Source organism: Streptomyces sp. NBC_01451 (assembly GCF_036227485.1).
In the GTDB taxonomy this organism is placed as follows: domain Bacteria; phylum Actinomycetota; class Actinomycetes; order Streptomycetales; family Streptomycetaceae; genus Streptomyces.
In genome coordinates this window covers 7833027-7859180 of record NZ_CP109479.1, presented here as the reverse complement: position 1 = coordinate 7859180, position 26154 = coordinate 7833027, and the positions used below count along the sequence as shown (strand labels likewise).

24 protein-coding genes are annotated in these 26154 nt (G+C 71.5%); 12 read left to right on the top strand and 12 right to left on the bottom strand.

Translation table 11 applies throughout. The annotated features are described in order from the left end of the window. Nucleotides 1-51: 51 nt before the first annotated feature. The gene (locus OG595_RS34620; RefSeq protein ID WP_329278987.1) at nt 52-1416 is read left to right on the top strand and encodes a serine-threonine protein kinase; all 1365 of its coding nucleotides are present in this window, start codon (nt 52-54) and stop codon (nt 1414-1416) included. Nucleotides 1417-1460: 44 nt separating this feature from the next. Here OG595_RS34620 and OG595_RS34615 read toward each other — a convergent pair whose 3' ends face one another. Continuing rightward, nucleotides 1461-4265, bottom strand: a complete 2805-nt coding sequence (locus OG595_RS34615) for a penicillin acylase family protein (protein WP_329278985.1) — start codon at nt 4263-4265, stop codon at nt 1461-1463. A 416-nt stretch (nt 4266-4681) separates the two neighbouring features. Between OG595_RS34615 and OG595_RS34610 the strand changes: the two genes are divergently transcribed. The 3 genes from OG595_RS34610 (at nt 4682) to OG595_RS34600 (ending at nt 7349) form a co-directional block, all read left to right on the top strand. Further along, a complete protein-coding gene (locus tag OG595_RS34610) occupies nt 4682-5287 on the top strand; it encodes a hypothetical protein (RefSeq protein ID WP_329278983.1) in 606 nt (201 codons plus the stop codon). Nucleotides 5288-5376: 89 nt separating this feature from the next. Continuing rightward, on the top strand, nt 5377-6099 hold the full coding sequence (locus tag OG595_RS34605; RefSeq protein ID WP_329278981.1) for a 3-keto-5-aminohexanoate cleavage protein: 723 nt from the start codon (nt 5377-5379) through the stop codon (nt 6097-6099). Nucleotides 6100-6281: 182 nt separating this feature from the next. Continuing rightward, nucleotides 6282-7349 carry an RNA ligase (ATP) gene (locus tag OG595_RS34600; protein WP_329278979.1) on the top strand — a complete coding sequence of 356 codons (1068 nt, stop codon included), beginning with the start codon at nt 6282-6284 and terminating at the stop codon, nt 7347-7349. On the opposite strand, the gene soxR is transcribed toward OG595_RS34600, so the two are convergent. Next, nucleotides 7303-7836: a redox-sensitive transcriptional activator SoxR gene (soxR, locus tag OG595_RS34595; protein ID WP_329278977.1), complete on the bottom strand. Its 534-nt coding sequence runs from the start codon at nt 7834-7836 to the stop codon at nt 7303-7305. The two genes, OG595_RS34600 and soxR, sit on opposite strands and share 47 nt — an antisense overlap. Nucleotides 7837-8007: 171 nt before the next feature. Between soxR and OG595_RS34590 the strand changes: the two genes are divergently transcribed. Beyond that, nucleotides 8008-8469 carry a MaoC family dehydratase gene (locus OG595_RS34590; protein WP_329278975.1) on the top strand — a complete coding sequence of 154 codons (462 nt, stop codon included), beginning with the start codon at nt 8008-8010 and terminating at the stop codon, nt 8467-8469. A 15-nt stretch (nt 8470-8484) separates the two neighbouring features. Here the strand turns inward: OG595_RS34590 and OG595_RS34585 are convergent, their stop codons facing one another. From OG595_RS34585 to OG595_RS34575, 3 genes are all read right to left on the bottom strand, one after another. Beyond that, a complete protein-coding gene (locus OG595_RS34585) occupies nt 8485-9108 on the bottom strand; it encodes a TetR/AcrR family transcriptional regulator (RefSeq protein ID WP_329278973.1) in 624 nt (207 codons plus the stop codon). Between the two features lie 145 nt (nt 9109-9253). Continuing rightward, nucleotides 9254-9541, bottom strand: a complete 288-nt coding sequence (locus OG595_RS34580; RefSeq protein ID WP_189146418.1) for a YiaA/YiaB family inner membrane protein — start codon at nt 9539-9541, stop codon at nt 9254-9256. A gap of 60 nt (nt 9542-9601) precedes the next feature. Next, entirely contained in the window at nt 9602-10753 is a 1152-nt protein-coding gene (locus OG595_RS34575; RefSeq protein WP_329278970.1) for an acyl-CoA dehydrogenase family protein, read from the bottom strand. 144 nt (nt 10754-10897) lie between these two features. Here OG595_RS34575 and OG595_RS34570 point away from each other — a divergent pair, with 144 nt between their 5' ends. From OG595_RS34570 to OG595_RS34560, 3 genes are all read left to right on the top strand, one after another. Then, entirely contained in the window at nt 10898-11539 is a 642-nt protein-coding gene (locus tag OG595_RS34570) for a TetR/AcrR family transcriptional regulator (protein ID WP_329278968.1), read from the top strand. Between the two features lie 58 nt (nt 11540-11597). Further along, entirely contained in the window at nt 11598-12329 is a 732-nt protein-coding gene (locus OG595_RS34565; protein WP_329278966.1) for an ArsR/SmtB family transcription factor, read from the top strand. A gap of 78 nt (nt 12330-12407) precedes the next feature. Continuing rightward, nucleotides 12408-13382: a DMT family transporter gene (locus OG595_RS34560; protein WP_443073378.1), complete on the top strand. Its 975-nt coding sequence runs from the start codon at nt 12408-12410 to the stop codon at nt 13380-13382. On the opposite strand, the gene OG595_RS34555 is transcribed toward OG595_RS34560, so the two are convergent. From OG595_RS34555 to OG595_RS34530, 6 genes are all read right to left on the bottom strand, one after another. After that, nucleotides 13374-14216 (bottom strand): class F sortase, encoded by an 843-nt coding sequence (locus tag OG595_RS34555; protein WP_329278962.1) that lies wholly within the window; start codon nt 14214-14216, stop codon nt 13374-13376. The genes OG595_RS34560 and OG595_RS34555 overlap by 9 nt on opposite strands. Beyond that, nucleotides 14203-14865: a hypothetical protein gene (locus OG595_RS34550; protein ID WP_329278960.1), complete on the bottom strand. Its 663-nt coding sequence runs from the start codon at nt 14863-14865 to the stop codon at nt 14203-14205. Before OG595_RS34550 ends, OG595_RS34555 begins: the two co-directional genes overlap by 14 nt. Before the next feature lie 92 nt (nt 14866-14957). Beyond that, entirely contained in the window at nt 14958-16178 is a 1221-nt protein-coding gene (locus tag OG595_RS34545; RefSeq protein ID WP_329278958.1) for an MFS transporter, read from the bottom strand. A gap of 76 nt (nt 16179-16254) precedes the next feature. Further along, entirely contained in the window at nt 16255-17703 is a 1449-nt protein-coding gene (locus OG595_RS34540; protein ID WP_329278956.1) for a CitMHS family transporter, read from the bottom strand. Nucleotides 17704-17825: 122 nt separating this feature from the next. Next, complete coding sequence (locus tag OG595_RS34535) at nt 17826-20093, bottom strand: molybdopterin oxidoreductase family protein (RefSeq protein ID WP_329278953.1); 2268 nt, start codon at nt 20091-20093, stop codon at nt 17826-17828. A gap of 156 nt (nt 20094-20249) precedes the next feature. After that, nucleotides 20250-20867: a TetR/AcrR family transcriptional regulator gene (locus tag OG595_RS34530; RefSeq protein WP_329283443.1), complete on the bottom strand. Its 618-nt coding sequence runs from the start codon at nt 20865-20867 to the stop codon at nt 20250-20252. Between the two features lie 118 nt (nt 20868-20985). On the opposite strand from OG595_RS34530, the gene hmgA reads away from it, so the two are divergent. Genes hmgA through OG595_RS34515 form a run of 3 tightly spaced genes read left to right on the top strand, consistent with a single transcriptional unit; the run spans nt 20986 to nt 24324 of the window. Further along, nucleotides 20986-22344, top strand: coding sequence for a homogentisate 1,2-dioxygenase (gene hmgA / locus OG595_RS34525; RefSeq protein WP_329278951.1), 1359 nt, complete (start codon nt 20986-20988; stop codon nt 22342-22344). 27 nt (nt 22345-22371) lie between these two features. Further along, entirely contained in the window at nt 22372-23121 is a 750-nt protein-coding gene (locus OG595_RS34520; protein ID WP_329278950.1) for a GntR family transcriptional regulator, read from the top strand. Between the two features lie 27 nt (nt 23122-23148). Further along, the gene (locus OG595_RS34515; protein ID WP_329278948.1) at nt 23149-24324 is read left to right on the top strand and encodes a type ISP restriction/modification enzyme; all 1176 of its coding nucleotides are present in this window, start codon (nt 23149-23151) and stop codon (nt 24322-24324) included. A 96-nt stretch (nt 24325-24420) separates the two neighbouring features. Here the strand turns inward: OG595_RS34515 and OG595_RS34510 are convergent, their stop codons facing one another. Beyond that, nucleotides 24421-25134, bottom strand: a complete 714-nt coding sequence (locus OG595_RS34510) for a TetR/AcrR family transcriptional regulator (RefSeq protein ID WP_329278946.1) — start codon at nt 25132-25134, stop codon at nt 24421-24423. A 64-nt stretch (nt 25135-25198) separates the two neighbouring features. On the opposite strand from OG595_RS34510, the gene OG595_RS34505 reads away from it, so the two are divergent. Beyond that, nucleotides 25199-26143 carry an ATP-binding cassette domain-containing protein gene (locus tag OG595_RS34505; protein WP_329278944.1) on the top strand — a complete coding sequence of 315 codons (945 nt, stop codon included), beginning with the start codon at nt 25199-25201 and terminating at the stop codon, nt 26141-26143. Nucleotides 26144-26154 lie beyond the last annotated feature (11 nt).

Genomic DNA, 26154 nt, shown 5'->3' with positions numbered 1-26154 from the left:
TAGCGGGACGATACGCCCCACTTCACGACAACACGGGGGACGGGGACTGTCATGGCGGAACCGGAGATGAGTGTTTCTCCCTACTGGGAGCTGACGTTCGACGCGGACGGCGACACCGACGGGCACAGGCGTGACCGGCTGCTCGCGGAGGTGGGGCCGCGCAAGGTGCGCGACCTCATCGTCTTCGCGCACGGCTGGAACAACGACCGGTCCATGGCGACCCGGCTCTACAGCAGGTTCTTCGCGGCGGTCCCCGCCCTCGCACCCGCGACCGCCAGGATCGGCTACGTGGGCGTGGTGTGGCCGTCGATGCGTTTCACGGACGAGCCCATCCCCGACTTCAAGCGGTCCATGACCGCCACCGCCGTACCGGAGGCGACCGACCGGCCCGGGCTCGACAAGGACACCCGGCAGGCGCTCATGGAGACCTTCCCCGGGCGGGCCACCGTCGTCGAGCAGATCGCCCGCCTGCTGGAGCGGCCGCCGGACGGCGACGAGGCACTGGAGGAGTTCGGCGGGCTGGTGCGGCTGCTCGTCGAGGTGTCCCCCGAGACCCCTCAGAGCGGATTCGCGGCGGACCTCCTCGCGGACGGCGAGCCGGAGGACGACCCCGAGATGTTCGCGGGCAGCACGACCGCGGTCTGCCGGGACTTCGCCAGGGCCCTGGCCCGGCCCGAACCCCCTGGCGCCGTCGCCGAGTTCGGGCTGCCCAGGCTGCCCGATCCGTGGAAGGGCGCGCAGGAGCTGCTGCGGCAGGCCACGTACTACGCGATGAAACGACGGGCCGGAACCGTCGGCGAGCGGGGGCTCGGGACGGTCGTCGGACGGCTCGCCGGGGCGGCGCCCGGGGTGCGGGTGCATCTCGTCGGCCACAGCTTCGGTGCGCGGCTCGTGTCGTTCGCGCTGCGCGGGCTGCCCGACGAGGTGCGCACGGTGAAGTCCGTGACACTGCTCCAAGGGGCCTTCTCGCACTACGCGTTCGCGGCCGAGCTGCCGCACGACGCGCGTGCCGCGGGCGCGCTGAAGGGTCGCCAGAGCCGTATCGACGGTCCCCTGGTGTGCTGCTACTCCCAGCACGACGGGGCGCTCAGCACGTTCTATCCGCTGGCCTCGCGCATGGCGGGCGACAGCCAGGGGGTCCTTGACGCCGACCGGTCCGTCCTGGGCTTCGGCGTGGCGAAGGCACTGGGCCCCAAGTGGGGCGCGATGGGCCACGACGGTGTCCAGGCGGTGCCGGGGACGGTCGGGCTGACGATCGCCGAGGCTCTGCGGGCGGCGCAGCTGCCGGTGAGCGGGTGCGTGAACGTCGACGCGACGGCGGTGGTCAAGAACGGTGGGCCTCCGTCGGGAGCCCACAGCGACATCTGCCACTCGGAGCTGGCGCAGGTGGTGCTGGCGGCGGGCCGTATCCACTGACCCGCCGCCGCGACACTCCAGTTGCTACTGGCTGTTACTGGTTGTCACCGGTGTGACGTGAACTCGACGACCTGCTGGTAGGTCGGCCGGTTCTGCCAGCTGATGTTGTAGTGCTTGATGCCTCCCAGGGTGCGCTGGACGATCGAGTCGGCGCACCACTGGTTGCCCGCCGCGCACAGGGTGTCGCCGGGGTAGACCTGGGCGGCCGTCTTGCCCGCCGCGGTCTTCAGGGTGCTGATCAGGATGTCCCGGCAGCCGCTGAGCGTGCCGCCGCCGCAGTACTTCTGCGTCAGCCCGCCCTGCACCGGGTCTCCGAGGACGGCCCGGATGTCCTTGTCGACGTAGCTCCACCAGCCGTACTGGAAGGAGCTTCCCGCGTGCGCCCCGGTCGGGCCGTGGGCGGCCGAGGGTGCCTCGTCGACGGGGAGGTTGGTGGTGATCGCGGTGTAGAGGTCGGTGCCGAGCCCCGGCTGGAACTCGGCCTGCACCAGCAGCGGCCACCAGGCGTCGAGGATGCGGATCGCGTCGGCGTTGGCGTACGTCTTCGAACCCGCCGAGGTCTCCGTGCGCCTGGCGCCCGCCGTCACCCACGCTGACAGCTTGCTGACTGCCGCCGCGGCCGTGGTGTCGGTGACCGTCGAGCTGTTGATGACCCGCAGCAGCTTCGGCAGCACGTCCTCGGCCCGCAGATCCGCGAGCGCGGCGTCGGCCATCGCCTTCACCAACTGGGCCCGCGTCACTCCGCCCGCCGCGACGAGCTTCTTGACGCGGTCCTCCAGGAGATTGCCGCGGTGGACGGACCCGTCGCCCCAGGAGGCGGTGGTGTAGTCCTTGGCCTGTTTGTTGTTCCAGGAGATGTAGTAGTCCTGGTCGATCGAGTTGGGGTGGGCGGAGGCCGGGGTGTAGTCGGCGGTGTTGGTCGTCGGGTTCCAGTTCCTCCACTCGTACGCGGACTGCGCCCAGACCGGGAACTCGGCGTCGACGCCGCTCGCGCGCACCGGGTTGTCGCCGCTGTTGTAGTACGCGGTGTGCGTGGAGTCGGCGTAGAACCAGTTGAAGGTGTAGTTGATGTGCTGCACGGCGGCCTGGAAGGTCGCCGGACTCTTCACGTAGTCGGGGTCGTTGAGCATCTGGAAGCCGATGATCGAGTCGGCCTCGTGCATGTAGGAGGAGCGCAGGGTGGTGTAGGCGACCTTCTTCCCGCCGACCGTCGCCCGATGGCTCACCGGGCCGTACTTGGTGCGGTAGACCTGCATCCGGTAGGAGCCGGCGGCCGTGCCGTCGGCCGTGGTCGGCTTCCAGGCGTTGGTCTGCTCGATCTTCTCCATCGCCGTGCAGGTGCCGTGGTAGAGGTAGTGGACGTCGTCCTGGCAGAGCTCGACCGCGTACGAGTCGATGATGTCCTGCCCGGAGGTCGTCGCGCTCCACGCGTAGTCCTGGCCGCGGCCGAGTTCGACGTACATGCTCAGCCCCGCGAAGGAGGCGCCGCGCGCGCTGAGGCCCGGGCCCTGGATCTCCTGGAGCATGAGCAGCTGGGGGGCGAAGTAGCCCGTCTGCGGGCCGAAGACGGCGATCGGGTGGCCGCTGGCCGTCTTGGCGCCGCTCACCACCAGGGCGTTGGACATACCGCGCTTGGCGGAGGTGAGGGCGGTGGCCGTCGCCGTGGTGGAGGTGGTGGTCGCGGTCGTGGTGGCGGCGCTGCCCGTACGGTCGTACACCAGCGGTTCCTCGGCCACCGTGCCGGCGTCGGGCAGGGCCTCGCCCTGCGGGTCGGCGGGGGCAGTGGCGTAGGGGAAGCTCTCGCCGTTGTGGACGGTGAGGACGGCTTCGGGGTCGTTGCGTTCCCGGAACGCCTCCCAGACCTTGGTGCCCTCGACGACGCCGTACTGGGACTGGGCGGCCATCAGCGAGATCGCGTTGTTGACCTCGCCACCCCCTCCGGAGCCGAAGAGCGCGCCGATCACGGAGGCCAGCGCGACCAGGTCGGTGGGCTTGAAGTGCTGGATGGTGCCCGCGTTGGTGACGGAGTCCTTCCAGCCGGTGAGGACGTACTCGCCGGGGAAGTAGCGGCCGCTGTCGGCGGCGTCGATGTAGGCGTTGATGCCCGCGACGTAGGCGTTGACGTCGGCGAGCGCCTGCTGGCCGCGGGCGCCGTTGGTGGCGACCGCGTTGTCTATCTGGGCCTGGAGGTCGGCCTCGGTGTACGGGGCGTGGCGCCAGAACTCCTGTTCGAGGCCCTGGTTGGAGGGGTCGCCGCCCGCGAAGGGCGTGAGCTGTCCGCGTCCGACGTGCCGGAAGACGTCCATCAGCCAGAGGCGGTCCTGGGCCGCGGCGTACCCGGCGCCGAACTCGGTGCCGTAGCGGGTGGTGCCTGTGATGTGCGGCACACCCGTCTTCTTGTCACGGACGATCGTCACGTCGGTGCGGCCGGCCGGAGCCAGGGTGGAGGCGACCTGGTCGGCGGCGACCCCGAACGAGGCGTCGTTGAAGAAGTTGTTGATCGTGGTGTTGGTGAGCCCGGAGTAGCCCGTGGCCAGGTTGGCATAGGGCCCGAGCTGGTCTTCCGCGTGCTCGGGCTGGGATCCGAAAGCCTGGTTCAGGAGGATCTGGGCGAGGGTCGCGTTGCCGTTCTGCCCGGGCGGCAGGATGTCGGAACACTGGGCTCCGCAGTAGTCGTTCGCCGCGGCGGCCTGGGCTTCGGTCGCCGGAGAAAGCGGAGAAAGCGGCGACAAAAGACCGGCAATGAGTGTGCATACGGCCGCGGTCTTCAGGAACCCGAAGAGTCCGCGGGGAGTTCTCAGTCTGTCGAAGGTTCTATCGACGGTGTTGCCTGGGGTGCGCCGTGACATGGCAGCTCCTCCGGACCGGGGGGTGGGCCACTCCGAACGGAGTGGGCCAGAGGTTACCGCCGGTATCCCCGCGATTGAAGATGAACATGCGTCACTTTTGAACAACGTGGTACGGGAATTGCGTTGGAGAGGTGCGGGGGCACTTCGAGGCGCTGGACGCACTCGCGGTCCGGCGCCGTGCTCAACAGGTGTTGCACAGACGGCCGACAGTTTCGGGAGGTAACCGTGAAGGGTGGTCCGGCGGACGGCTTAGAGCCGTTGACGTCGGTCCCGAGGGGGCCCGGCGAACGGCTTATGGCCGTCATCGGAAAACAGATGGAGCCGAATCGCTTGTCGATACGTCTATTCGGCGACGTCCGTTCGACGACGCCGAAGTGACCGAAGTACAGGTGCAGATGTGACGGAGGTGCAAGGCGATGGCCGGTTTCCGGAGTCTGGCGAGACAGGTGCGGGACCCGCGGAGCGATCTGGCTCTGCGGCGGTACTCGCTCCGTAAGTGCCTTGAGCGATTCGCCCCTTACGGGCACAGGGCGACCTGGGACCATCTGAGCTCCCGGGCCGGGTTCGGCCCCGAGGACCGCTCCCCCGATCCAGCGCGGCTCGTGGCCGCACTGGACGAGCTGGAGGAAGCGCGCTCGGTCTGGCTGGCCTACGAGGTGGAGTTCGCGAAGCGCCGCAAGAAGGAGAAGTTCGACGGGCTGCGCCGGCCCGGAAGTGTGGACGACTGGCACCGGCTGACCTGGGGCGGGTTCGGGGTGGCCTGGTGCGACGACCCGGGGGTGCACCCCCATGAACCGCTGGCCGAGGTGCTGCGACGGCTGATCGCCGCCCTGGAGCGCGAACCGGGCTCGGTGTGCCCGGTGTGCGACGGGGAGCGCCTCTCCTGGAAGTACGACCTGGCCCATGAGCCGTCGTCGGGTCCTGTCTGCACGGAGTGCGGCATCGTGGTGCCGCGGCCCGTCCTGACCCCCGAGGCCCTGGCGGAGTCCAGGCGCGGACGACTGCTGCTCGCGTCGGCCTGAGCACGACGGGGGTGCGCCGGGGATGCCGCACCCCCGATCGAACCGCACGGCCGGTGCCTGTCGTCAGTGGTGACTGGCACCATCGGGGCATGACGCAGGTGTGTCTCAACGGGTCCCGGGGCGCCGCGGACGGCGCGCCGGTACCGATGTCGCCGGGAGCGATGGCCGACTCCGCGGCCGATGCCGTCCTGGCCGGGGCCACGGACATCCATGTCCATCCCAAGTCCCCCTGCGGACAGGACACCCTGTCACCGCGCGCGGTCGCGGCGACGCTCACGGAGATCCGGTCGCGGGTCACCGTGCCGGTCGGCGTGACCACGGGCGCCTGGGCCGAGCCGGATCCGGCGGCACGGTCGGCGCGCGTCCGGGGCTGGACGGTGCTGCCCGACCACGCCTCCGTCAACTGGCACGAGCCGGGCGCGGAGGAACTGGCGGCCCTCCTCATCGACCTCGGGGTGGGCGTCGAGGCCGGCATCCGGTCCGGCACGGACGGGGCGGCACGGTTCGCGGCCTCACCCCTCGCCCCCCGAGTGCTGCGCGTTCTCGCCGAGGTGGCGGACACCGACCCGAACACGGCCGAGGACACCGCGCGCGCCCTCCTCTCCGAGCTCGGCAGGTCACCCCACGGCCGCCCGGTCCTGCTGCACGGCGAGGACGGCGGCGCCTGGCCGGTGCTGCGCCTCGCGGGCCGGCTGGGCCTGGCGACCCGCATCGGCATGGAGGACACCCTGTTCCTGCCGAACGGCGAACGGGCGGTGTCCAACGCCGAGTTGGTGAGGGCGGGTCTGGCGCAGTACGCGCGCCCCCTTTAGGGGCGCGAGGCTGTACCGATGTGCGGCTCCGCCGCGTGGGCACGACAAGCCACAACGGACCCGCAGACAGGAACCCGCACCCCCGGCGGAACCCATAGCAGCAACAAAATCCATGGCTCCACCCCTTTCCCGTAAGGAGAGTTGGCGGCGATGAAACCCACCTGAACCGCCCGAGGAGCCCCATGTCGACGCTGCGCGTCACCGCCGAAGTCCTGACCGTCCACGAGCACCCGAACGCCGACGCGCTCGAACTGGCCCAGGTGGGCCTGTATCGCGCCGTCGTCGCCAAGGGCGTGTACCGGACCGGCGACGCGGCCGTGTACATCCCCGAGCAGTCCGTCCTGCCGGGCGACCTCGTCGAGGAGCTGGGGCTGACCGGGCGGCTGGCGGGGAGCAGTTCGGACCGGGTCAAGGCGGTGCGGCTGCGCGGCGAGCTCTCGCAGGGCATCGTGTGCCGGCCCCGCGCGCTCGACGGCGTCGACCTCGCACAGGCGGCGGCCGACGGCACCGACTTCGCGGAGCGGCTGGGCATCGTCAAATGGGTGCCGCCGATCCCGCCCGCCATGAACGGCGACGTCGAGGCCGCGCCCGATCTTCTGAGCTGGGTCGACATCGAGAACATCCAGCGCTGCCCCGGTATCTTCACGACGGGTGAGCCGGTCGTCCTCACCGAGAAGCTGCACGGCTCGGCCTGCCTGCTCACCTATCTCGCGGACGACGGGCGTGTCCAGGTCTCCTCGAAGGGATTCGGCGCCAAGTCCCTTGCCCTGAAGGAGGATCCGCGCAATCTGTACTGGCGCGCGGTGACCGCGCACGGCGTCGCCGAGACGGCGGCCCAGCTCGCCGAGCGGCTGGGGGCGCGCCGGGTCGGCATCTTCGGCGAGGTCTTCGGGGCGGGCGTGCAGGACCTGACGTACGGCGCGGACGGACGGCGCGAGACCCTGGGGTACGCCGTGTTCGACGTGTCCGTGGAGGTCGACGGGGAGGTTCGCTGGCTGGACGCGGAAGCACTGCTGAAGGGCCGACTGCCGCTCGTACCAAGGCTGTACGAGGGTCCGTACGACATCGAGCGGGTGCTGGAGATCGCGAGCGGGCGCGAGACGGTGTCCGGGCGCGGGCTGCATCTGCGGGAGGGCGTCGTGATCCGGCCGGTCGTCGAGCGGTACAGCGCGGTGACCGGCGGGCGGGCGATCGCCAAGGCGGTCAGTCCGGCGTATCTGACGCGCAAGGGCGGGACGGAGTACGAGTAGCCGGGTCGGCCCCCTTCCGCTCAGCGGCGCCGTTCCTCTCCACCATCAGCCGGGATCCCGCCTGGCGTTCGCCGAAGACGTCGTCCGGGTTGGACAGGACGCAGCCCTCCAGGGACAGGCAGCCGCAGCCGATGCAGTCGGTGAGATGGTCCCGGAGCCGGTTCAACTGCTTGATGCGCTCGTCGAGTTCGGAGCGCCAGTTCTCGGAGAGCCGGGACCAGTCCTCCCGGGTGGGGGTGCGTTCCTCGGGGAGCTCGGCGAGCGCCTCACGGATCGTGGCGAGCGGGATGCCGACGCGCTGCGCGGCCCGGACGAAGGCGACCCGGCGCAGCGCGTCACGGCCGTAGCGGCGCTGGTTGCCCGCGGTGCGGCGGCTGGTGATGAGGCCCTTGGACTCGTAGAAGTGCAGGGCGGAGACGGCGGCGCCGCTGCGGGCGGCGAGCTGGCCGACCGTGAGTTCGTGGATCTTCTCGGGAATCTGGGGCACCCCTCGAACCCTACCCACAGCCCCTGCCCGCAGCGGTCGGCCGTGGTCCGTTGACAGGGAATCCCCGGCCGACCATGCTAAGCAGTTGCTTAGACATGGCGTGTTGCCTGGACCCAGTGCGTTGCCTGGGCATGGCGCGGTCGCTGGGACACAGAGGCGAGGAGGCCGGGAATGGCAGAGCCGAGGATCTTCACGGGTGCGGACGACCTGAAGGCGGCGGTGGGCGAGCAGTTGGGGTACACCGACTGGCTGGAGGTCGACCAGAAGCGCATCGACCTGTTCGCGGACGCGACCGGCGACCACCAGTGGATCCACGTGGACCCGGAGAAGGCGGCCACCGGCCCCTTCGGGACGACCATCGCGCACGGCTATCTCACCCTGTCGCTGCTGCCGCTCTTCGGACCGCAGCTGATCAAGGTCGAGGGCGTGAAGATGGGCGTCAACTACGGGACGAACAAGGTCCGTTTCCCCTCCCCCGTCCCGGTCGGCTCGCGGCTGCGTGCCACCGCCCGGATCGCCGGGGTCGAGGACGTGACCGGCGGTGTACAGGTGACCGTCGCCTTCAGCGTGGAGCGCGAGGGCGGCGAGAAGCCGGTGTGCGTGGCGGAGTCGGTGTCGCGGTACTACCTGTGAACCGGTGAACGCGGGCTACCCGGCCCCCACCATCCGCAGCACGAGGTCGGCGTAGAGGGCGCCGACCTCGTCCGGTGTGCGCGAACCGTTGACGTTGAACCAGCGGGCCACGTCGATGCACAGCGACAGCACGGCGAGCGTCGTGCCCGGGACGTCGGGGACGTCGAACTCCCCCGCCTCCACGCCGTCCTCGATGATCCCGCGCACCTCGGCGTCGACCTGGCGGCGCAGGGCGAGGATCTCGGCGCGGGCGGCGGGGCCGAGGGAGTCGAGTTCGTACTGCACGACCCGTGCGGTGGTGCGCCCCCCGGCGTGCCAGCGGACGAAGGAACTGACGGCCTCCGCCAGGCGTTCCGTCGCGGTGCCCTCGGTCCGCGCCGCCGTACGCAGGATGTCGACGGCCTTCTCGTGGCCGATCCTGCTGATCCGGTGGAGCAGCTCTTCCTTGGTCTTGTAGTGGATGTAGAGCGCGGCCGGGCTCATGCCCGCGCGGCCCGCGATGTCGCGGGTCGTCGTCGCGTGGTAGCCACGCTCGGCGAAGGCCTCCACCGCGGCGACGAGCAGTCGCCGGGCCGCGTCGGGGGTCACCTCACCCCACGGCGCCGCCTCGCCGCCGGCCGTCTCCTCCGCCGTACTCATCGCCCGTTCGCCCCTTCCACCGACAGTGACCTCCCACTGTACCGCCGCGGGTGAGCGGGCGCTTAGAGTGCCCGCTCAGGGCTCTCCGGATCAGGGCCTTCCGGATGAGCGCCTCGGGATCGGCACTGGGGACCAGTGCCGGGGATCAGTGCTTCTCGAAGGGGTCGTACTCGGCGAGCAGCTTCTCCAGCCGGGCCTGGTCGACCCGGCTGACGATCTGTCCGGCCTCCTGGCGGTCGCGGATGACCTTGGCCAGGGTGAAGGCTGAGGTCACCAGATAGAGGACGGCGATCCCGAGGAAGCCGCGCACCCAGGCGTCGGCCTGGAGCCGGAAGATGCCGATGGCCGTCGCTCCCATGGCGATACCGAAGGACGCGACGGCCTGGCCGTAGAAGGCCGCCGTGCTCTGCTGCTTGACCGGTGTCTCACTCATGGGGACAAGGGTGCGCGGACGTGGCCCGCGCCACATCCGCCGAAGTACTCAGGAACGTACTCAGAAGGCCGACACGCCCGTCAGCGCGCGGCCGATCAGCAGTTTCTGGATCTGGCTCGTGCCCTCGTAGAGGGTCATCACGCGGGCGTCGCGCAGGAGCTTGCCCGCCGGGTACTCGTCGATGTAGCCGTAGCCGCCGAAGACCTGGAGGGCGTTGTTCGCGGCACGGACGGCGGCCTCGGAGGCGAAGAGCTTCGCCTTGGAGGACTCGGTGGCGAAGGGCAGGCCGCGGTCGATCAGGTCGGCGACACGCCAGGTCAGCAGCCGGGCCGCGTCGACGTCCACGGCGATGTCGCTGATCAGCTCCTGCACCAGCTGGTGCCGGGCGATCGGCCCGCCGAACTGCTCACGCTCGCCCGCGTACCGGACGGCCGCGTCCAGGGCGGCCTGGGCTATCCCGACGCACCCGGCGGCAACCGACATCCGCCCCTTCGCGAGGGCCGACATGGCCACGGAGAAGCCCTTGCCCTCGGGGCCCAGCATCGCCGAGGCGGGCACGCGCACGCCCTCGAAGACCAGTTCGGCGGTGGCCTGACCGCGCAGGCCGAGCTTGCCGTGGAGGGTACGGCGGGTCAGTCCGGGGGTGTCGGCCGGTACGAGGAAGGCGGAGACACCCTTGTGTCCGGGGGCGTCGGTGGAGCGCGCGAAGAGGAGGACCACGTCGGCCCAGGTGCCGTTGGTGATGAACATCTTGGTGCCGTCGACCACGTAGTCGTCACCCTCGCGCACCGCCCGCGTGGTCAGGTTGCCCGCGTCGGACCCGGTGCCCGGCTCGGTCAGGCCGAAGCAGCCGACGTACGCGCCGGAGGTGAGGCCGGGCAGCCAGCGGCGCTTCTGCTCCTCGGTCCCCCAGTGCGCGACCGTCTTGGCGACCAGCCCCAGGGAAACGGAGACGATTCCGCGCACGGAGGAGTCCCCGCGGCCGAGTTCCTCGGTGACCAGGCAGTACGTGAGGTGGTCGCCGCCGGAGCCGCCGTACTCCTCGTCGACGGTCAGCCCGAGGAAGCCGACGTCGCCCAGTTTCTTCACGATCGACCGGTCGACGTCCTCGGCGCGGTCCCAGGCGACGACGTTCGGGGTGATCTCCCGCTCGACGAACTCCCGGGCGAGCCGCTGGACGGCGGTCTGCTCCTCGCTCAGTTCGAGGTTCATGACGAGCCATCCCCATTCCCTTGAACACGTGGGCACCCGTGGACACATCGAGACTGCGGCACAGGGGCAGCCGTGACATCGGACCGCGAAGGGGCCTTGAAATTAGCACTGCTAGTTTAAAGCCGCAGCCCTACTATGTGCGCCATGGCCCGACCGCGCAAGCCCCTCCTCAGCACCGACCTGATCATCGAGACGGCACGGGCACTGGTGGACTCGGACGGGCTGGCCGCCCTGTCGACACGTCGGCTCGCCGCCGAGCTGGGGGTCAGCGGGCCGTCCCTCTACAACCACTTCCGGACGAAGGACCAGATCCTGGAGGCGGTCGCGGACTCGGTGAGCGTGCTGGTAGACCTGTCGATGTTCGAGGACGGACGCGACTGGCGTACCGCGCTGCACGACTGGGCCGTCTCCTACCGGGCCGCCCTGCGCGATCACCCGAACATCGTTCCGGTGATGGCCCGCGGCCCCGGCCGCCGCCCCGCGGGCCTGCGCCTCGCCGACGCCGTCTACGGCGGGATGGTCGAGGCGGGCTGGCCGCCCGCCCAGGCCACGTCGATCGGCGCGCTGATGCGGTACTTCGTCATGGGCTCCGCGCTCGGCTCCTTCGCCGGCGGCTTCGTGGACGACGCGAGCGCGTACGACCCGGCCGACTATCCCCACCTCGGCCAGGCCCACCTCCTCGCCGAGCAGCAGGAGAAGATCGACGAGCGGGCCTTCGAGACCGGCCTCACGGCGCTGCTGGACGGGCTGGCACAGCAGTACGAGCAGCTCAAGCGACCCGGGTAGACAGCTCGCCGCACACGCTTCGGTGGGCGCCGAAGTATGCGTACCCCATGCTGGGCCCATGACCACGAGGGACGCGAGGAGTGCGAGGAGGCCGGGCCGGGCGGCCGGTCTCGCGGCGCTGGCCGGGCTGATGGCGGACCGGACGCGGGCCGGTTTTCTGCTGGCGCTGCTGGACGGGCGGGCGTGGACCGCCGGGGAGCTGGCGCGCGATGCAGGGGTCGCCGCGTCGACCGCCAGCGAGCACCTGGGCAGGCTCGTCGCCGGCGGGCTGCTCACCGAGGAGCGCCAGGGACGTCACCGTTACGTCCGGCTCGCCGACTCCTCCGTGGCCCGGCTCGTCGAGGACCTGGCCGCCCACGTCGGCCCCTCCGCGGCTCAACACCCGCGCACCCTGAGGGAGTCGGGCGCCGGGTCCGCGATGGCACGCGGCCGTACCTGTTACGACCACCTCGCCGGACGGCTCGGCATCGCCCTCACCGACGCCCTCACCGGGCGGGGGCTGCTCCGCCAGGACACCGGGTTCGCACTCACGGACGCCGGACTGCGCTGGTTCGCCGACCTGGGCATCCGCCTCGACCGCACCGGTCGCCGCCCCCTCACGCGCGCCTGCCTCGACTGGACCGAACGCCGTCCCCACCTCGCGGGCACCGCGGGGGCGGCCCTGTGCCGGCACGCCCTGGACGCCCGCTGGTGCGTACGGATCGGCTCGGAACGGGCGGTCAGGGTGACCCCCGAGGGGGAACACCATCTCGCCCGGCTCCTCGGCATCGAGGCGACGGCCCTGCGCTGAGCCCTCCTACGTCCGTACAGCCGCGCGTCCGAAAACCGCGAGCCCTCGCCGTCCGTCCTGCCTAGCCTCTGGAGCATGATGACCTCCTCGCCGTCCTCCCGCCGGGCCCCTCGTGCGGAGGTGCTCGCCGCCCTCGCGGCCTGTGTGACCGTGCTGCTGTGGGCCTCCGCGTTCGTCTCGATCCGCAGCGCGGGGGCCGCGTACTCACCGGGCGCGCTGTCGCTCGGCCGGATGCTCGCCGGGTTCGTGACGCTGGGGGCGATCTGTCTCGTACGGCGGGAGGGACTGCCGCCCCGGTCGGCCTGGCGCGGGATCGCGATCTCGGGGGTGCTGTGGTTCGGGGTCTACATGGTCGTCCTGAACTGGGGCGAGCAGCAGGTGGACGCGGGGACCGCCGCCCTGCTCGTGAACGTCGGCCCGATCCTCATAGCCCTGCTCGGCACAAGGCTGCTCGGCGACCCGATGCCGCCCCGGCTGCTCGCGGGCATGGCGGTGTCGTTCGCGGGCGCGGTGACCGTCGGGCTGTCGATGTCGGGCGGGGGCGGCACTTCGGTGCTCGGGGTGGCGCTGTGTCTGCTCGCGGCGGCCTCGTGGGCCGCGGGTGTCGTCGCGCAGAAGCCGGCCCTGGGCCGGGCGAGCGCCCTGCAGGCGACGACGTTCGGCTGCCTGATCGGGGCCGTGACCTGTCTGCCGTTCGCCGGACAGCTGTTCGGTGACGTGGCCGACGCGCCGCTCTCCGCCACCCTCAACATGATCTACCTGGGCGTCTTCCCCACCGCGCTGGCCTTCACGACCTGGGCCTACGCCCTGGCCCGTACGACGGCCAGCCGCATGGGCGCGACCACGTACGCCGTCCCCGCCCTGGTCGTCCTGATGTCCTGGCTGGCGCTGGGCGAGGTCCCGGGGCTGCTCACGCTGGCGGGCGGCGGGCTGTGCCTCGCGGGGGTGGCGGTGTCCCGGTCCCGGTCCGGGGCGCGGGCGTCGGGGTCCGTGGCCGCGGAGGAGGTCGTGGAACCGCAGCCACGGCCCGAGAGAGCCGGTGAGTCAGCGTGAGGGCGCCCGCGTCGCCGTGAGGTGCGCGTACACGACGATGTTGCCCGTGTAGCCGGTCCGCCGGTCGTAGCCGCCGCCGCAGGTGATGAGCCGCAGCTCGGGGCGGGCGCGGGCGCCGTACACCTCCCGGCTGGGGAAGTCCGCCTTGTCGTACGTCTTCACGGCGTAGACGGTGTAGACGGCCGTACGCCCGTCCGCGCGCCGGAGTTCGACCCGCCGTCCGGGCGTGACCTCGTCGAGGCCGACGAACACCGCGGGCCCGGCACGGGTGTCCCGGTGCCCTACGACGATCACCGTGCCGCTCTCCCCGGGGGACGGCCCGTCCGCGTACCAGCCGACCAGGTTGGAGTCGTCGTCCGGGGGCGCGGTGAGCTGCCCGTGGCGGTCGAGGCGCAGGTCGACGACCGGTGCCTCGACATCCAGGTAGGGAAGGGTGAGCGCGGTGGGGCGGGAGCGCGGGAGGAGTGCGGGCGCCCGGGGCGGGACCGGCACTCTCGGGCGGGCGGCCGGTGGTGTCGGGCGGGCGGGCCCCGGCTGTCCGTTCGCGGGGCCGGCCGCCCGGGTCGACGCGACCGGCTCGGGCCGGCCGGTGGCCGGCGCCGGTCTCCGTTCCCGTACCGCCCGCCCCACCCCGGGGTTCTCGCCGCTCCCGGCGGACGGTGCGACCGGTGCGCCGTCGGTGGCGGTGACGGGTGCGGGGGCGGGCTCGTCGATCCGGGCCCACCAGACGCCGCCGACCGCCAGAGCGACGGTCAGGACGACCGTGCGGGTCAGGCGGTAGGCGCGCGTCCGACGCCAGGGCCTGGGCCGACGGGCGTGGTCAGGCCGCGCCATCGGCACGTCGGCGGGTCCGGAAGTAGACCGCTCCCCCGACCACGATCAGGCCCACGGCAGCCGCGCCGGCGACCGGCGAGAAGGCCTCCGCACGGGCGACCCCGCCGCCGCCCGCGGGAACCCCGCCGTGCGGGCCGCCCGGGCCGCCACCGGGACCGCCGGGACCGCCACCGGGGCCACCCGGACCGCCGGGCGGGGTCGGGGACGGGCTCGGGTTGCCGATCGGGCAGTCGACCTGGAACACCTTGTGCTTGCCCGCGCCCTGGCCGCCGACGATGTTCCACGTCAGCTTGTACTGACCGTCCGGCAGCGCGAGGGGCAGGGTGTGTCCGGTGCCGTCGGGCTCCAGGTCGAGGGTGTCGCCGAGGGTGGCGCCGTTCGCCTCCAGGGGCTGGGTCTCGATGGACCACTCGATGTCCTGGCCGTCGGGGAGGTCGTCGAAGTTGAACGCGGCGAGATAGAAGTCGCAGACCTTGGGCTCGTCGCGCTGGTCGTTGAAGGGCGTACCCACCTTGTGGATCTTGACGTCGCCGTTGTCGCCGGGGGCGGCGAAGGCGGGGGCGCCGACGAGGGTGGTGCCCGCGAGGGTGAGGGCCGCGAGCGCGGCGGCACGGGCGCCGGTCCGGCGCGGGCGGAGTGAGGTGGTCATGCGCGATTCCTCCGAGTCAGATGATTTTCATACAAATCCTTCTTCTTCTGACTCTCTTTCACATAAGCACCCACGAAGCGGCAAGCAACGCCCTACGCCCCGTCGGACATCACCCTTCCGGCCCTCTCCGGCTTCTCCGCCTGCACCTGCGGGGCCGACGAGCGCATCGCCGTCCCCGCCGACAGCAACAGCAGCGCGCCGAGCATCACGAACGGCGCCGCCACACCCGTGACCCCGGCGACCAGACCGGCCGTGGCGGGCGCGGCGACCTGGCCGAGCCGGTTGCCGGTCAGACGCAGCGCGAGGGCGGTGGAACGGGCGCCGGGCGGGGCCGCCTGGACGACCGTCGTCATCGACAGCGGCTGTCCGACGCCCAGGCAGAAGCCCAGTACCGCGAGCATGATGGCCAGCCCCCACACCGGCACCGGCAGCGCGATCCCCGCGCACAGCACGGCTGCCAGCAGGCAGGTCACCGTGAGCAGCAGGCGCCGGCCGAGCAGCCGCAGCAGGGGCGTCAGCACCAGCCGGCACGCGATGGTGGCCGCCGCGCGCAGCCCGAGCAGTACGCCGATCACCGCCGGCGCGATGCCCCGGTGCTCGCCGACCACCGGAAGGTAGGCGGTCAGGATGTCCGTCGCGGACAGTACGGCGAGGCTGACGAAGATGCCCGCGGGGACGCCCCGGGTGCGCAGGATGCGGTGCACGGGGACGCGATCACCCTGCTCCGTACGGGACTTGACGGCCGTACGGTCCTCGACGCGCCACAACGACGTGAACGACAGCGCGGCCACCGCGCCCGCGACCAGCAGGGCGCGGGCACTGGTGGCCGCCATGTCGTGGCCGCCGATCAGCGCGCCCGCCGCGATCGGGCCGACGAACTGGCCCAGCGAGACACCGATGGTGAAGTGGCCGAAGTTGCGGTCCTGTTCGTGCGGGGCGGACCGGCGGGCGACGATCGACTGGCCGCCGATGACGAAGCAGAGGTGTCCGAGGCCCATCACCCCGCTCCACGCGGCCATCGTGCCGAGGGAGCCGGCGGTCGCGCCGAGGGCGCAGCCGCCGGAGACCAGGAGGGCACCGACGGTCAGCAGGGGTGCGCAGCGGCCGTGGTCGGTGCGGCGGCCCAGGGGTACGGCGGCGAAGAGCGGGAGCAGGGCGTACGCGGCGGCGATCACGCCGATCGCCCGTTCGTCGGCGCCCAGCGCGAGGGCCCGGTAGGAGACGGCGGGCCGGGCCATCGACACCGCCCCCTGCGTGAAGCTGAAGGCGATGACTAGGCGGAGCAGCCAGCCGCGGTTCCCACCGGGCCTCATGGTCGTGTCCTCCATCGAACGGTCGGACAGGGAAGGGCGGTTGAACGGACAGTTGGGCGGGGAGCCGCCCGGACGGTCAGATGATGCCGAACAGGATGCCTGCCCCGAGGATGGCCAGCGAGGTCAGCACGGCCCACTTCACCACGAACTTCGTGTGGTCGCCGAACTCGACCTTCGCCATGCCTACGAGGACGTACACGGCCGGGACGAGCGGGCTGGACATGTGCAGGGGCTGGGCGATGAGGGAGGCGCGGGCGATCTCCAGCGGGGAGACGCCGTGGGCGGCGCCGGCTTCGGCCAGGACGGGCAGGACACCGAAGTAGAAGCCGTCGTTGGACATGAAGTAGGTGAGCGGGATGCTCAGCAGGCCGGTGACGAAGGCCATGTGCGGGCCCATGCCGTCGGGGATGTTGTCGACGAGCCAGCGGGCCATGTGGTCGACCATGCCGGTGCCGGTGAGGACGCCGGTGAAGACGGCGGCGGCGAAGACCATGCCGGAGACGTTGAGGACGTTCTCGGCGTGGGCGCCGAGGCGGGCCTTCTGGTCGGGCATGTGCGGGAAGTTGACCGTGAGGGCGAGCGCGGCGCCGAGCAGGAACAGCACCGGGATCGGCAGCCACTCCATGATCATGGCGGTGAGGAGCGTGACCGTGAGGAGCGCGTTGAACCAGTAGAGCCTGGGGCGCAGGGTGGTGCGGTTGGGGTCGAGGACCTTCAGCATCCGGTCGTCGTCATCGTCCGTGCTGCCGCTGTCGGTGGCGCCCTCGGCACCCGAACCGCCGGTGAGCGGGGCCGGGTTGCCCGCACCGGAGCCCACGGCCGACTTGGCGCCCGAACCGGCGCCGACGAGCACGGTCTCCGACTCCTGCTCCTGTTCCCGCTCCTCCACCAGGACCGCGTCCAGGGTGAGCACGCCGAGCCGCTTGCGCTCGCGGCGGCCGAGGACGTACGAGAGGGCGATGACGAAGGCCAGGCCGACGGCGAGGGCCGGGATCATCGGGACGAAGATGTCGCTGGCGTCGAGCTTCAGGGCCGTCGCGGCACGGGCCGTCGGACCGCCCCAGGGCAGGGTGTTCATCACACCGTTGGCCATCGCGGCGACGCCGGTCATCACGACGAGGCTCATCTTGAGGCGCTTGTACAGGGGGTACATCGCCGAGACCGTGATCATGAAGGTGGTCGAGCCGTCGCCGTCGAGGGACACGATCGCCGCGAGGATCGCCGTACCGACGACTATCCGCAGCGGGTCCGCCTTGGCGAACTTCAGGATCCCTCGGACGATCGGGTCGAAGAGACCGACGTCGATCATCACACCGAAGTAGACGATCGCGAACATGAGCATCGCCGCGGTGGGGGCGAGGCTGGTGACGCCGTCGATGACGTAGTCACCGAGCTTGGCGCCCTTCCCGACGAAGACGCAGAACAGTGCCGGGATCAGTACGAGCGCCGCGATCGGCGACATCTTCTTCAGCATGATCAGGACCAGGAAGGTCGCGATCATCGTGAAGCCCAGAATGGTCAACATGAGTGGGTTACCTAACGTTCGCCCTTGAACTCCCACCGGAGTCGGCAGTGCGTTGACGTTAGGTCGGCCCCACAAGTCTTAACAAGATGTTGACGCGCGAGCAATAAGCGCAAAACTCCAGGTCACAGCGTTGTGCCTGCTGGGGCGAGATCGATGGGTACACCATTCAGCACGGCGTTGCCCGACAGCGGGTCCAGCAGACTGCCGTCGAGGAGCTGGTTGACGTTGACACCGGGGTCGACGGCGGCGTGCGCCAGCCGGGTCCCCGGCCTGTCGTGTCCCCACCCGTGAGGCAGGCTGACGACCCCGCGCCGTACGGCGTCGGTGATCTCGGCGGGAGCCACCACCTCTCCCCCGGCGCCCTTGATCCGCACCGGGGCTCCGTCGAGGACACCGAGGCGTTCGGCGTCCTCGGGGTGGATGTGCAGCGTGCAGCGGTTGGTGCCGCCGGTGAGGGCGGGCACGTTGTGCATCCAGCTGTTGTTGGAGCGAAGATGCCGGCGCCCGATGAGCACGATCCCGGCGGGGCGCTCGCGCAGGGCCTCGCGCAGGCGGGGCAGGTCGCCGGCGATGGGCTCCGGGAACAGTTCGATCTTTCCGCTGCGCGTCTTCAGGGGCTGCGGCAGGCGCGGCCGAAGTGGTCCGAGGTCGATGCCGTGCGGGTGGGCGAGCACTTTCGCGAGGCTCAGCCCGTCCGGTCGTACGCCGAAGCCGTCGCCGTACGGGCCCAGGCGGAGCATCAGGTCGAGGCGCCGCTCGGGGCCGTTGTCGCCGTCGAGCTCCTTGGCGAGCTGCTGCGGATCGCGGCCGTGGACCGGGGAGTGGGGTTCCCTGACGGCCTTGCCGAGGGTCTGGTCGATGACCATGGCGTCCACGGCACCGGGGTCGGCGCCGTGCATGCCGGTCGCGGCCAGGACGAGCCGCGCGAAGATCTCGGTCTCGGCCATCCTGCCCGGCTCCAGGGGGACGGCGGGGCGGTTGTAGCGGACCTGGTTGCGGACGGCGAGGGTGTTGAGGGCGAAGTCGTGGTGCGGACTCTGCGAGGGCGGGGGCGGGGGCAGCACGACGTGCGCGTGACGTGAGGTCTCGTTGAGGTAGGGGTCGACGCTGACCATGAAGTCGAGCGAGTCCAGCGCCTTGTCGAGCCTGTTGCCGTCGGGCGCGGAGAGCACGGGGTTGGCTGCGGCGACGACGAGGGCGCGGATCGGCTCGCCCTCCGCGGTGACGGTGTCGATCTCCTCGGCGAGCGCGGAGAGCGGCAACTCGCCCTTCGCCTCCGGGTGTCGACCGACCCGCGAGTGCCAGCGGCCCAGCGCGAACCCGTGGCTGGGTCCGGCCGGCCGGGGTGTCCGGTCGGTGGCCGCCTGCGGGAACAGGGCGCCGCCGGGCCGGTCGAGGTTGCCGGTGAGGATGTCGAGGACGTCGACCAGCCAGCTGGCGAGGGTGCCGTGCAGGACGGTGCAGCTGCCCATGCGGCCGTAGACGGCGGCGGTGGGCGCGGCGGCGAGTTCACGGGCGAGGGTACGGATGGTGCCGGCGTCCACGTCACAGGCCTCGGCGACGGCCTCGGGGGTGAAGTCCCGTACGGCCGCCTCCACTTCGTCGACGCCCTGGACATGAGGCGCCAACTCGCCCAGGTCGACGAGGTGTTCGGCGAAGAGGGTGTGGGTCATCGCGGCGAGCAGGAGGGCGTCCGTGCCGGGGCGGATCGCGATGTGCCGGTCGGCGAGCCTGGCGGTGCGGGTGCGGCGCGGGTCGATGACGGTGAGCGTGCCGCCGCGCGCCCTGAGGGCCTTGAGCTTGCCGGGGAAGTCGGGTGCCGTGCACAGACTCCCGTTGGACTCAAGGGGGTTGGCGCCGATGAGCAGCAGATGGTCGGTGCGGTCGAGGTCGGGGACGGGGATCGCGTTGGCGTCGCCGTAGAGCAGCCCGCTGGAGACGTGCTTGGGCATCTGGTCGACCGTGGAGGCGGTGAAGACGCTGCGGGTGCCGAGGCCGGCGAGCAGGACCGGCGGGTAGAGACCTCCGGCCACGGTGTGCACGTTCGGATTCCCGAAGACGGCTCCGACGGAGTTGGGCCCGTACCGCTCGACCACGCCCCGGATGCCCGCGGCGACGGCGTCGAAGGCCTCCGCCCAGCTCGCCTCGCGCAACTCGCCGTCCCGTCGCACGAGGGGGGTGCGCAGCCGGTCGGGGTCGTTGTCGAGGGCTCCGAAGGAGGCGCCCTTGGGGCAGATGAACCCCTGGCTGAACACGTCGTCGCGGTCACCGCGGGCCCGGGTGACCCGGCCGCTCTCGATGGTGAGCGTCAGTCCGCAGGTGGCCTCGCACAGGGGGCAGACACGCAGGGCGGTGCGGGACTCGGTTCGGGAGTCGGTGGGGCTGGACACGGGTCCTCCCGGTGGGTGGCGGCAACGGTGACGCACGGATGGAGTCGAGCATACCGACCGGTACGGATGGAGGGGAGGGGTTGCGCGCACCCACCTCGGCCGGGCCTGGCGAGTCGACCGAGTGCGGCCGGGCGTGACCGGGCGTGACCGGGAACCTCAGTCGAGCACCCGCGCCAGATACGCCCTCAGCAGTTCCCGCGCCTCCGCGATGATCCGCTCGTCCCCCTCCGGGGCGACCCGGAAGGCCAGGTGGACCAGGGTGTCGGCGGTCTCGACGGCGACCAGGAACGTGCGGCGAAGGTCGTCGTCCGGTTCGCGGCCGATGACGTCGGAGAGGAGAGCGGTGAGGGTGTCGGCGACGAGGTGGTTGGGCCCGGCGTCACGCTTGCCGACCGGGATCTGGTTGCCGAAGTCGACGAGCGAGAAGCCCGGCGCGGTCCGCTTCATCGCCAGGTACTCGTCGAGCACGGCGTCCATGGCCCCGCGCCAGCCGCCCCCGGTCTCCTGCCCCAGGCGCTCGGTGACGCGCGCGATGTAGCGCTCCAGGTTCCGCTGGGCCAGCGCGTCCGCCATGGCGCGCTTGTTGCCGAAGAAGCGGTACACGGAGCCTATGGGGACACCGGCGCGTATCGCCACCGCCCGGGTGCTCAGGGCGTCGTAGCCGACCTCGTCGAGGAGGTCGGCGCAGGCGTCGAGGATTCTGGTCAGCCGTTCGGCACTGCGCCGCTGTACGGGCGCACGACGTAGCGAGGTCGCTGGGGGCACGGGATTCATCATGCCGTTCCGCGACGGTCCGGTGAACCTCGCCCCTTACTTTCCCCCTCTTGCGCCCGCGAACGCCGAATCCTACGGTGAAGCATAGGAATGAGGGCCAGGGAGCGAGGGAGCGCAGATGAGCGAGGACGCACGGAAGGCCGACGAGGGACTCGGCAGCCTCGCCGGGCTCTCGTCGCTGTCCGGTTTCGGCAATGAGCACAGTTCGGAGGCCGTCCCGGGCGCCCTGCCCGAGGGCCGCAACTCGCCACAGCGCGCCCCCCTCGGCCTCTACGCCGAGCAGCTCAGCGGTACGGCGTTCACCGAGCCCCGCGCCCACAACCGCCGTTCCTGGCTGTACCGCATCCGCCCCTCGGCCGCGCATCCCCCGTTCACCCCCACCGGCAACGGCGCGATCCGCACGGCCCCCTTCACGGAATCCGTGCCCGATCCGAACCGCCTGCGCTGGAATCCACTGCCCGAGCCCCCGGCCGGGACGGACTTCCTGGCAGGCCTGTGGACCCTCGGCGGCAACGGCGACGCCACACAGCGCAGCGGCATGGCCGTGCACCTCTACCACGCCGACTCCTCGATGGAGCGGGTGTTCAGCGACGCCGACGGGGAGCTGCTGATCGTCCCGGAGACCGGCGGGCTGCTGCTGCGCACCGAGTTCGGGCCGCTGTTCGTCGAGCCGGGCCAGGTGGCGCTGATCCCTCGCGGGGTGCGCTTCCGGGTGGAGCTGACCGACCCGGCGTCGAGCGGCGGGCGGAGCCCGACGGCCCGCGGTTACGTGTGCGAGAACTACGGCGCCCCCTTCCGGCTGCCCGACCTCGGCCCGATCGGCGCCAACGGGCTGGCCAACGCACGGGACTTCCGGGCGCCGGTCGCCGCGTACGAGGACGTCGAGGGTCCGGTGGAGGTGGTCAACAAGTTCTGCGGCAACCTCTGGGCGGCCGAGTACGACCACTCCCCGCTCGACGTCGTCGCCTGGCACGGCAACCATGTCCCGTACGCCTACGACCTGCGCCGTTTCAACGTCCTCGGCAGCCTCTCGTACGACCATCCGGACCCGTCGATCTTCACGGTGCTGACGTCGCCGTCGGACACCCCGGGGCTCGCGGGCATCGACTTCGTCGTCTTCGCGCCGCGCTGGCTGGTGGGCGAGGACACCTTCCGGCCGCCGTACTTCCACCGGAACGTGATGACCGAGTACATGGGGCTGATCGAGGGCGCGTACGACGCGAAAGCGGACGGGTTCCTGCCCGGGGGCGGCTCGCTGCACAACATGATGTCCGCGCACGGGCCCGACCGGGAGACCTTCGACCGGGCCAGCGCCGCCGAGCTGCGGCCGCAGAAGGTCGACGACGGGCTGGCGTTCATGTTCGAGACACGGTGGCCGATGACCCTGACGGCACAGGCGGCACGGGCGGAGCATCTGCAACCCGGGTACGACGACGTGTGGTCGGGCCTCCAACGCCACTTCCGCCCGTTGCACTGAGCGTTGCCGACCGGTACGGATACCTCCGTGACCTCCTTCGCGCCCGACTCGATCGTCCTGAACCGCAAACTGCCGCTCTGGTACCAGGTTTCGCAGTCCCTGCGCGCCTCGATCCTCGGCCGCTCGGCGCGGGACCCGCTGCGGCTGCCCACCGAGGAGCAGTTGGCGGGGCACTACGGCGTGAGCGTGCTGACCATGCGCCAGGCGTTGAAGGAACTGGAGGACGAGGGGCTGATCAGCCGACACCGCAGGCGCGGCACGTTCATCGAGCCGGACGCCCGACGCGGCGCTCCCGTACGACTGCTGGGCTCGGTCGACGCGATCGTCGCCCAGCAGTCCGGCATGACGACCGAGCTCCTCGACCACGGCAGGGCGCCCGTGCCCACCGAACTCGCCGAGTTCTTTCCGGATCTCGTCGAGGTGGCCACGTACCACCGGCTGCGCGGCGACGAGGAGACCGGTGAACCGACCAACCACGCCCGCAACTACGTCCGTCCGGAACTCGCCGAGCGCATCGACCGGCGCGATCTGGTGCGCTGGCCGATGACCAAGGTGCTGCGGGACGTGGTGGGCGTGGACATCAGCCGGATCACGGACACCGTCCAGGCCCGCCTCGCGGACCCGGAGACGGCCCGGCTGCTCCGGGTCCCGCTGCTCAGCCCGATCCTGCACTACACGGGTGTCGCGTACGACGAGACGGGCCGGGTCCTCGACGTCGCCGTCATCAACTACCGGGGCGACCGCTTCTCCTTCACGGTGACTCTGGACGCGACCTAGGACCGGGAGAGGAGGCGGCGTCGTACGATGCCGAGCGTGACGCCCGACGACGACGCTCCGCTGCTCGCGGACCTCATGCCGTGGTCCGTCGCACCGCCGCGGCTGGGCCGGGGGTGGCCGGCGGCCCCCGACGCCGCGTCCCTGAGGACACGCTGGGACACCCTCCTGAAGGCCGAAGGACCGGACCGCGAGGCCCTGTTCGAACCGACGCGCGCCCGCACCCCGCACTCGGCGGTCGGACAACTGCCGGGCAGGCACGGCGGCACGGAAAGACTCGCCCGTGCCACCGGCCCCTGCGCGGAGCCGGTACGGGTCCTGCGGGCGCCCTTCGACGAGCAGTGGCTGATCCCGGACCACCGGCTGATCGACGCGGCACGTCCGGAGCTGTGGCGGGTGGCGGACGAACAGCAGGTGTTCGTCGTCGAGGCGGCGACCGCGCCGGCGGACTCCGGCGGGCCGCTGCTGCTCGCCTCGGGCCTGCTGCCGTTGGTCCGCCCGGGCCGGATCCGCCCCCTCTACCGGCGCCCCGGCGGCACCGAACCCAACCTGGCGCCGGGCCTGTTGGACCACCTCTCCGACCGCCTCGGCCACCGCACCGGCCCGCTCGACGTCCTCGCCTGGGCCCTGGCCGCCGTACGCCCGGGCCTGGCTGTCCCCCTCACCGCCGATCCCGGACTCTGGTCCCGGGGTGTCGAGTCGGGCCGCCGGATGCTGTGGCTGATGCGACGGGACGGAGACCGGCCCAAACTGCCCGGCGGACGGCGGCCGTACGTGCGGGCGCCGCTGCCCTCCCGCCCGGTCGCCGTCCACTACGACCGCACCGAGGAGACCCTCGATGTCGACGACGGCCGGATCTCCCCGGTGCCGCCGGAGGCGTGGGACTTCGAGGCGGGCGGGGTGCGGGTGCTGGAGCAGTGGCTGGCGGTGCGGCTGTCCGGTCCCGCCGAGCCCGGGACCCTGGAGGAGATCCGTCCGGCGACCTGGCCGCAGCCCTGGACCTCCGAGCTGCTGGAACTGATCACGGTACTGGCACTGCTGGCGGAACTGCGCCCGCAACAGGCCGAGGTCAAGGTGACGGACCCGATCACGGCGAGCGAGCTGCGGACGGCGGGCGTACTCCCGGCACCGGACACGGCACGCCGCCCCGCGTCGGTCCTGGACCACCGGGAAGAGGGCCCGGAAGGCCAGTTCACGCTGCTGTGACCGAGCTGCCTCAAGGGGCGCGGGGCTGTGACATCGTGCGGCTCCGCCGCGTGGGCGCGACAAGCCACAACGAACCCGCACCCGGCAACGAACCCCTCACCCCCGCGGCGCGAACCCGTCCAGCACCCGCAGAAGCATCCGCTCGAACACCGCCTCCAGATCGATCGGCCCCGCGTCCTCCATGAACGCCGCCGCCATCCGCGGATACGCCCCGCTCGCCACCTGCCCCCCGAGATACCCGATCCGCATCGCGTTCTCCTGCTCCTCCGACCACGGCAGGGACCGCGCCCGCTCGGCCGTCGCCAGCTCGTTGCCGACGTAGGTCGTCACCAGGCCGTTGAGCATCGCGATCAGCTCGAACTTCGTGCCGTAGGAGGCGTCGAAGGAGTCGAGGCAGGTCAGGCAGTGTTCGAGATAGCGCAGGGCGTTGGGGCTGAAGCCGTAGACCGGGGACATCAGACGCGGCAGCCACGGATGGCGCCGCATGAGGGCGCGCGTCTGGTGGGCCACCCGGAGCATGTCGGCGCGCCAGTCGCCCGACGGCTCCCACAGCTCGTGCTCGCCGCTGATCGCGTCGACCATCAGCTCGTACAGGTCCTCCTTGCGGGGGACGTAGTTGTACAACGACATCGTGCCGCAGCCCAGTTCGGCCGCGACATGCCGCATCGAGGCCGCGTCGAGCCCCTCCGCGTCCGCGATCCGCACCGCGGCGGCCGCGATGTCGGCGCGGCTGTACGCGGCCTTGGGACCACGGCCCGCACGTTCGGGACGCGTCCAGATCACTTCGGGTACGGCGGCTCGGCCGGCCATCGATCATCACCTCGACCACCCATCGTAGTTACGTACGGCGTACGTAGTGCGCTATGGTCACCGCATGACTACTACGTACGCTGTACTTAGTGAGGGGCTGGAGAAGTCCTTCGGGAAGGTCCGTGCCGTGCGCGGGCTGGACCTGGCCGTGGCCGAGGGGTCCGTGTGCGGGCTGCTGGGGCCCAACGGCGCGGGCAAGACCACGGCCCTGCGGCTGTTCAGCACGCTGCTTCGGCCCGACGCGGGCTCGGCGCGCGTCGCGGGGCACGACCTCGTGCGGGAGGCGGCTGCCGTACGGCGCCGGATCGGCGTCACCGGGCAGTACACGTCGGTGGACGGGGATCTCACCGGCCGCGAGAACCTACGGCTCTTCGCCCGGCTGCACCGGGTCAGGGGGCCCGCCGCGCGCGCCGCCGAACTGCTCGACCGCTTCGGACTGGCCGACGCCGCAGACCGGCCCGCGTCCACCTACTCGGGCGGCATGCGCCGCCGCCTCGACCTCGCGGCGAGCCTCGTGGAGCGGCCCGAGGTGCTCTTCCTGGACGAGCCGACGACGGGACTCGACCCCGCGGCCCGCAACCAGATCTGGGCGGCCGTACGCGGACTGAGGGACGAGGGTACGACTGTCCTGCTGACCACTCAGTATCTGGAGGAGGCCGACCGACTCGCCGACGAGATCGCCCTGGTGGAGCACGGCAGGGTCGCCCACACCGGATCTCCCGCCCAACTGAAGGCGCTCATCGGCTCGTACGCCGAGGTCGTGACGGCCGATGCCGACGCACTGCTCCGCGCGGCGGGAGTTCTGGACCAACTCACCGGTTCCGAACCGGCTTTGGACCGCGACCGGCTCGTCGTCGGCGCGGTCACCACCGACCCGACGGTCACCCTCCCCCGACTGGTGCGCGAACTCGACACCGCGGGCGTGGCGTTGCTCGACGTGAGCCTACGCCCGCCGACCCTCGACGACGTGTTCCTCCGCCTGACCGAGCGCAAGGAGCTTGCCGCGTGAGCACGTTGACC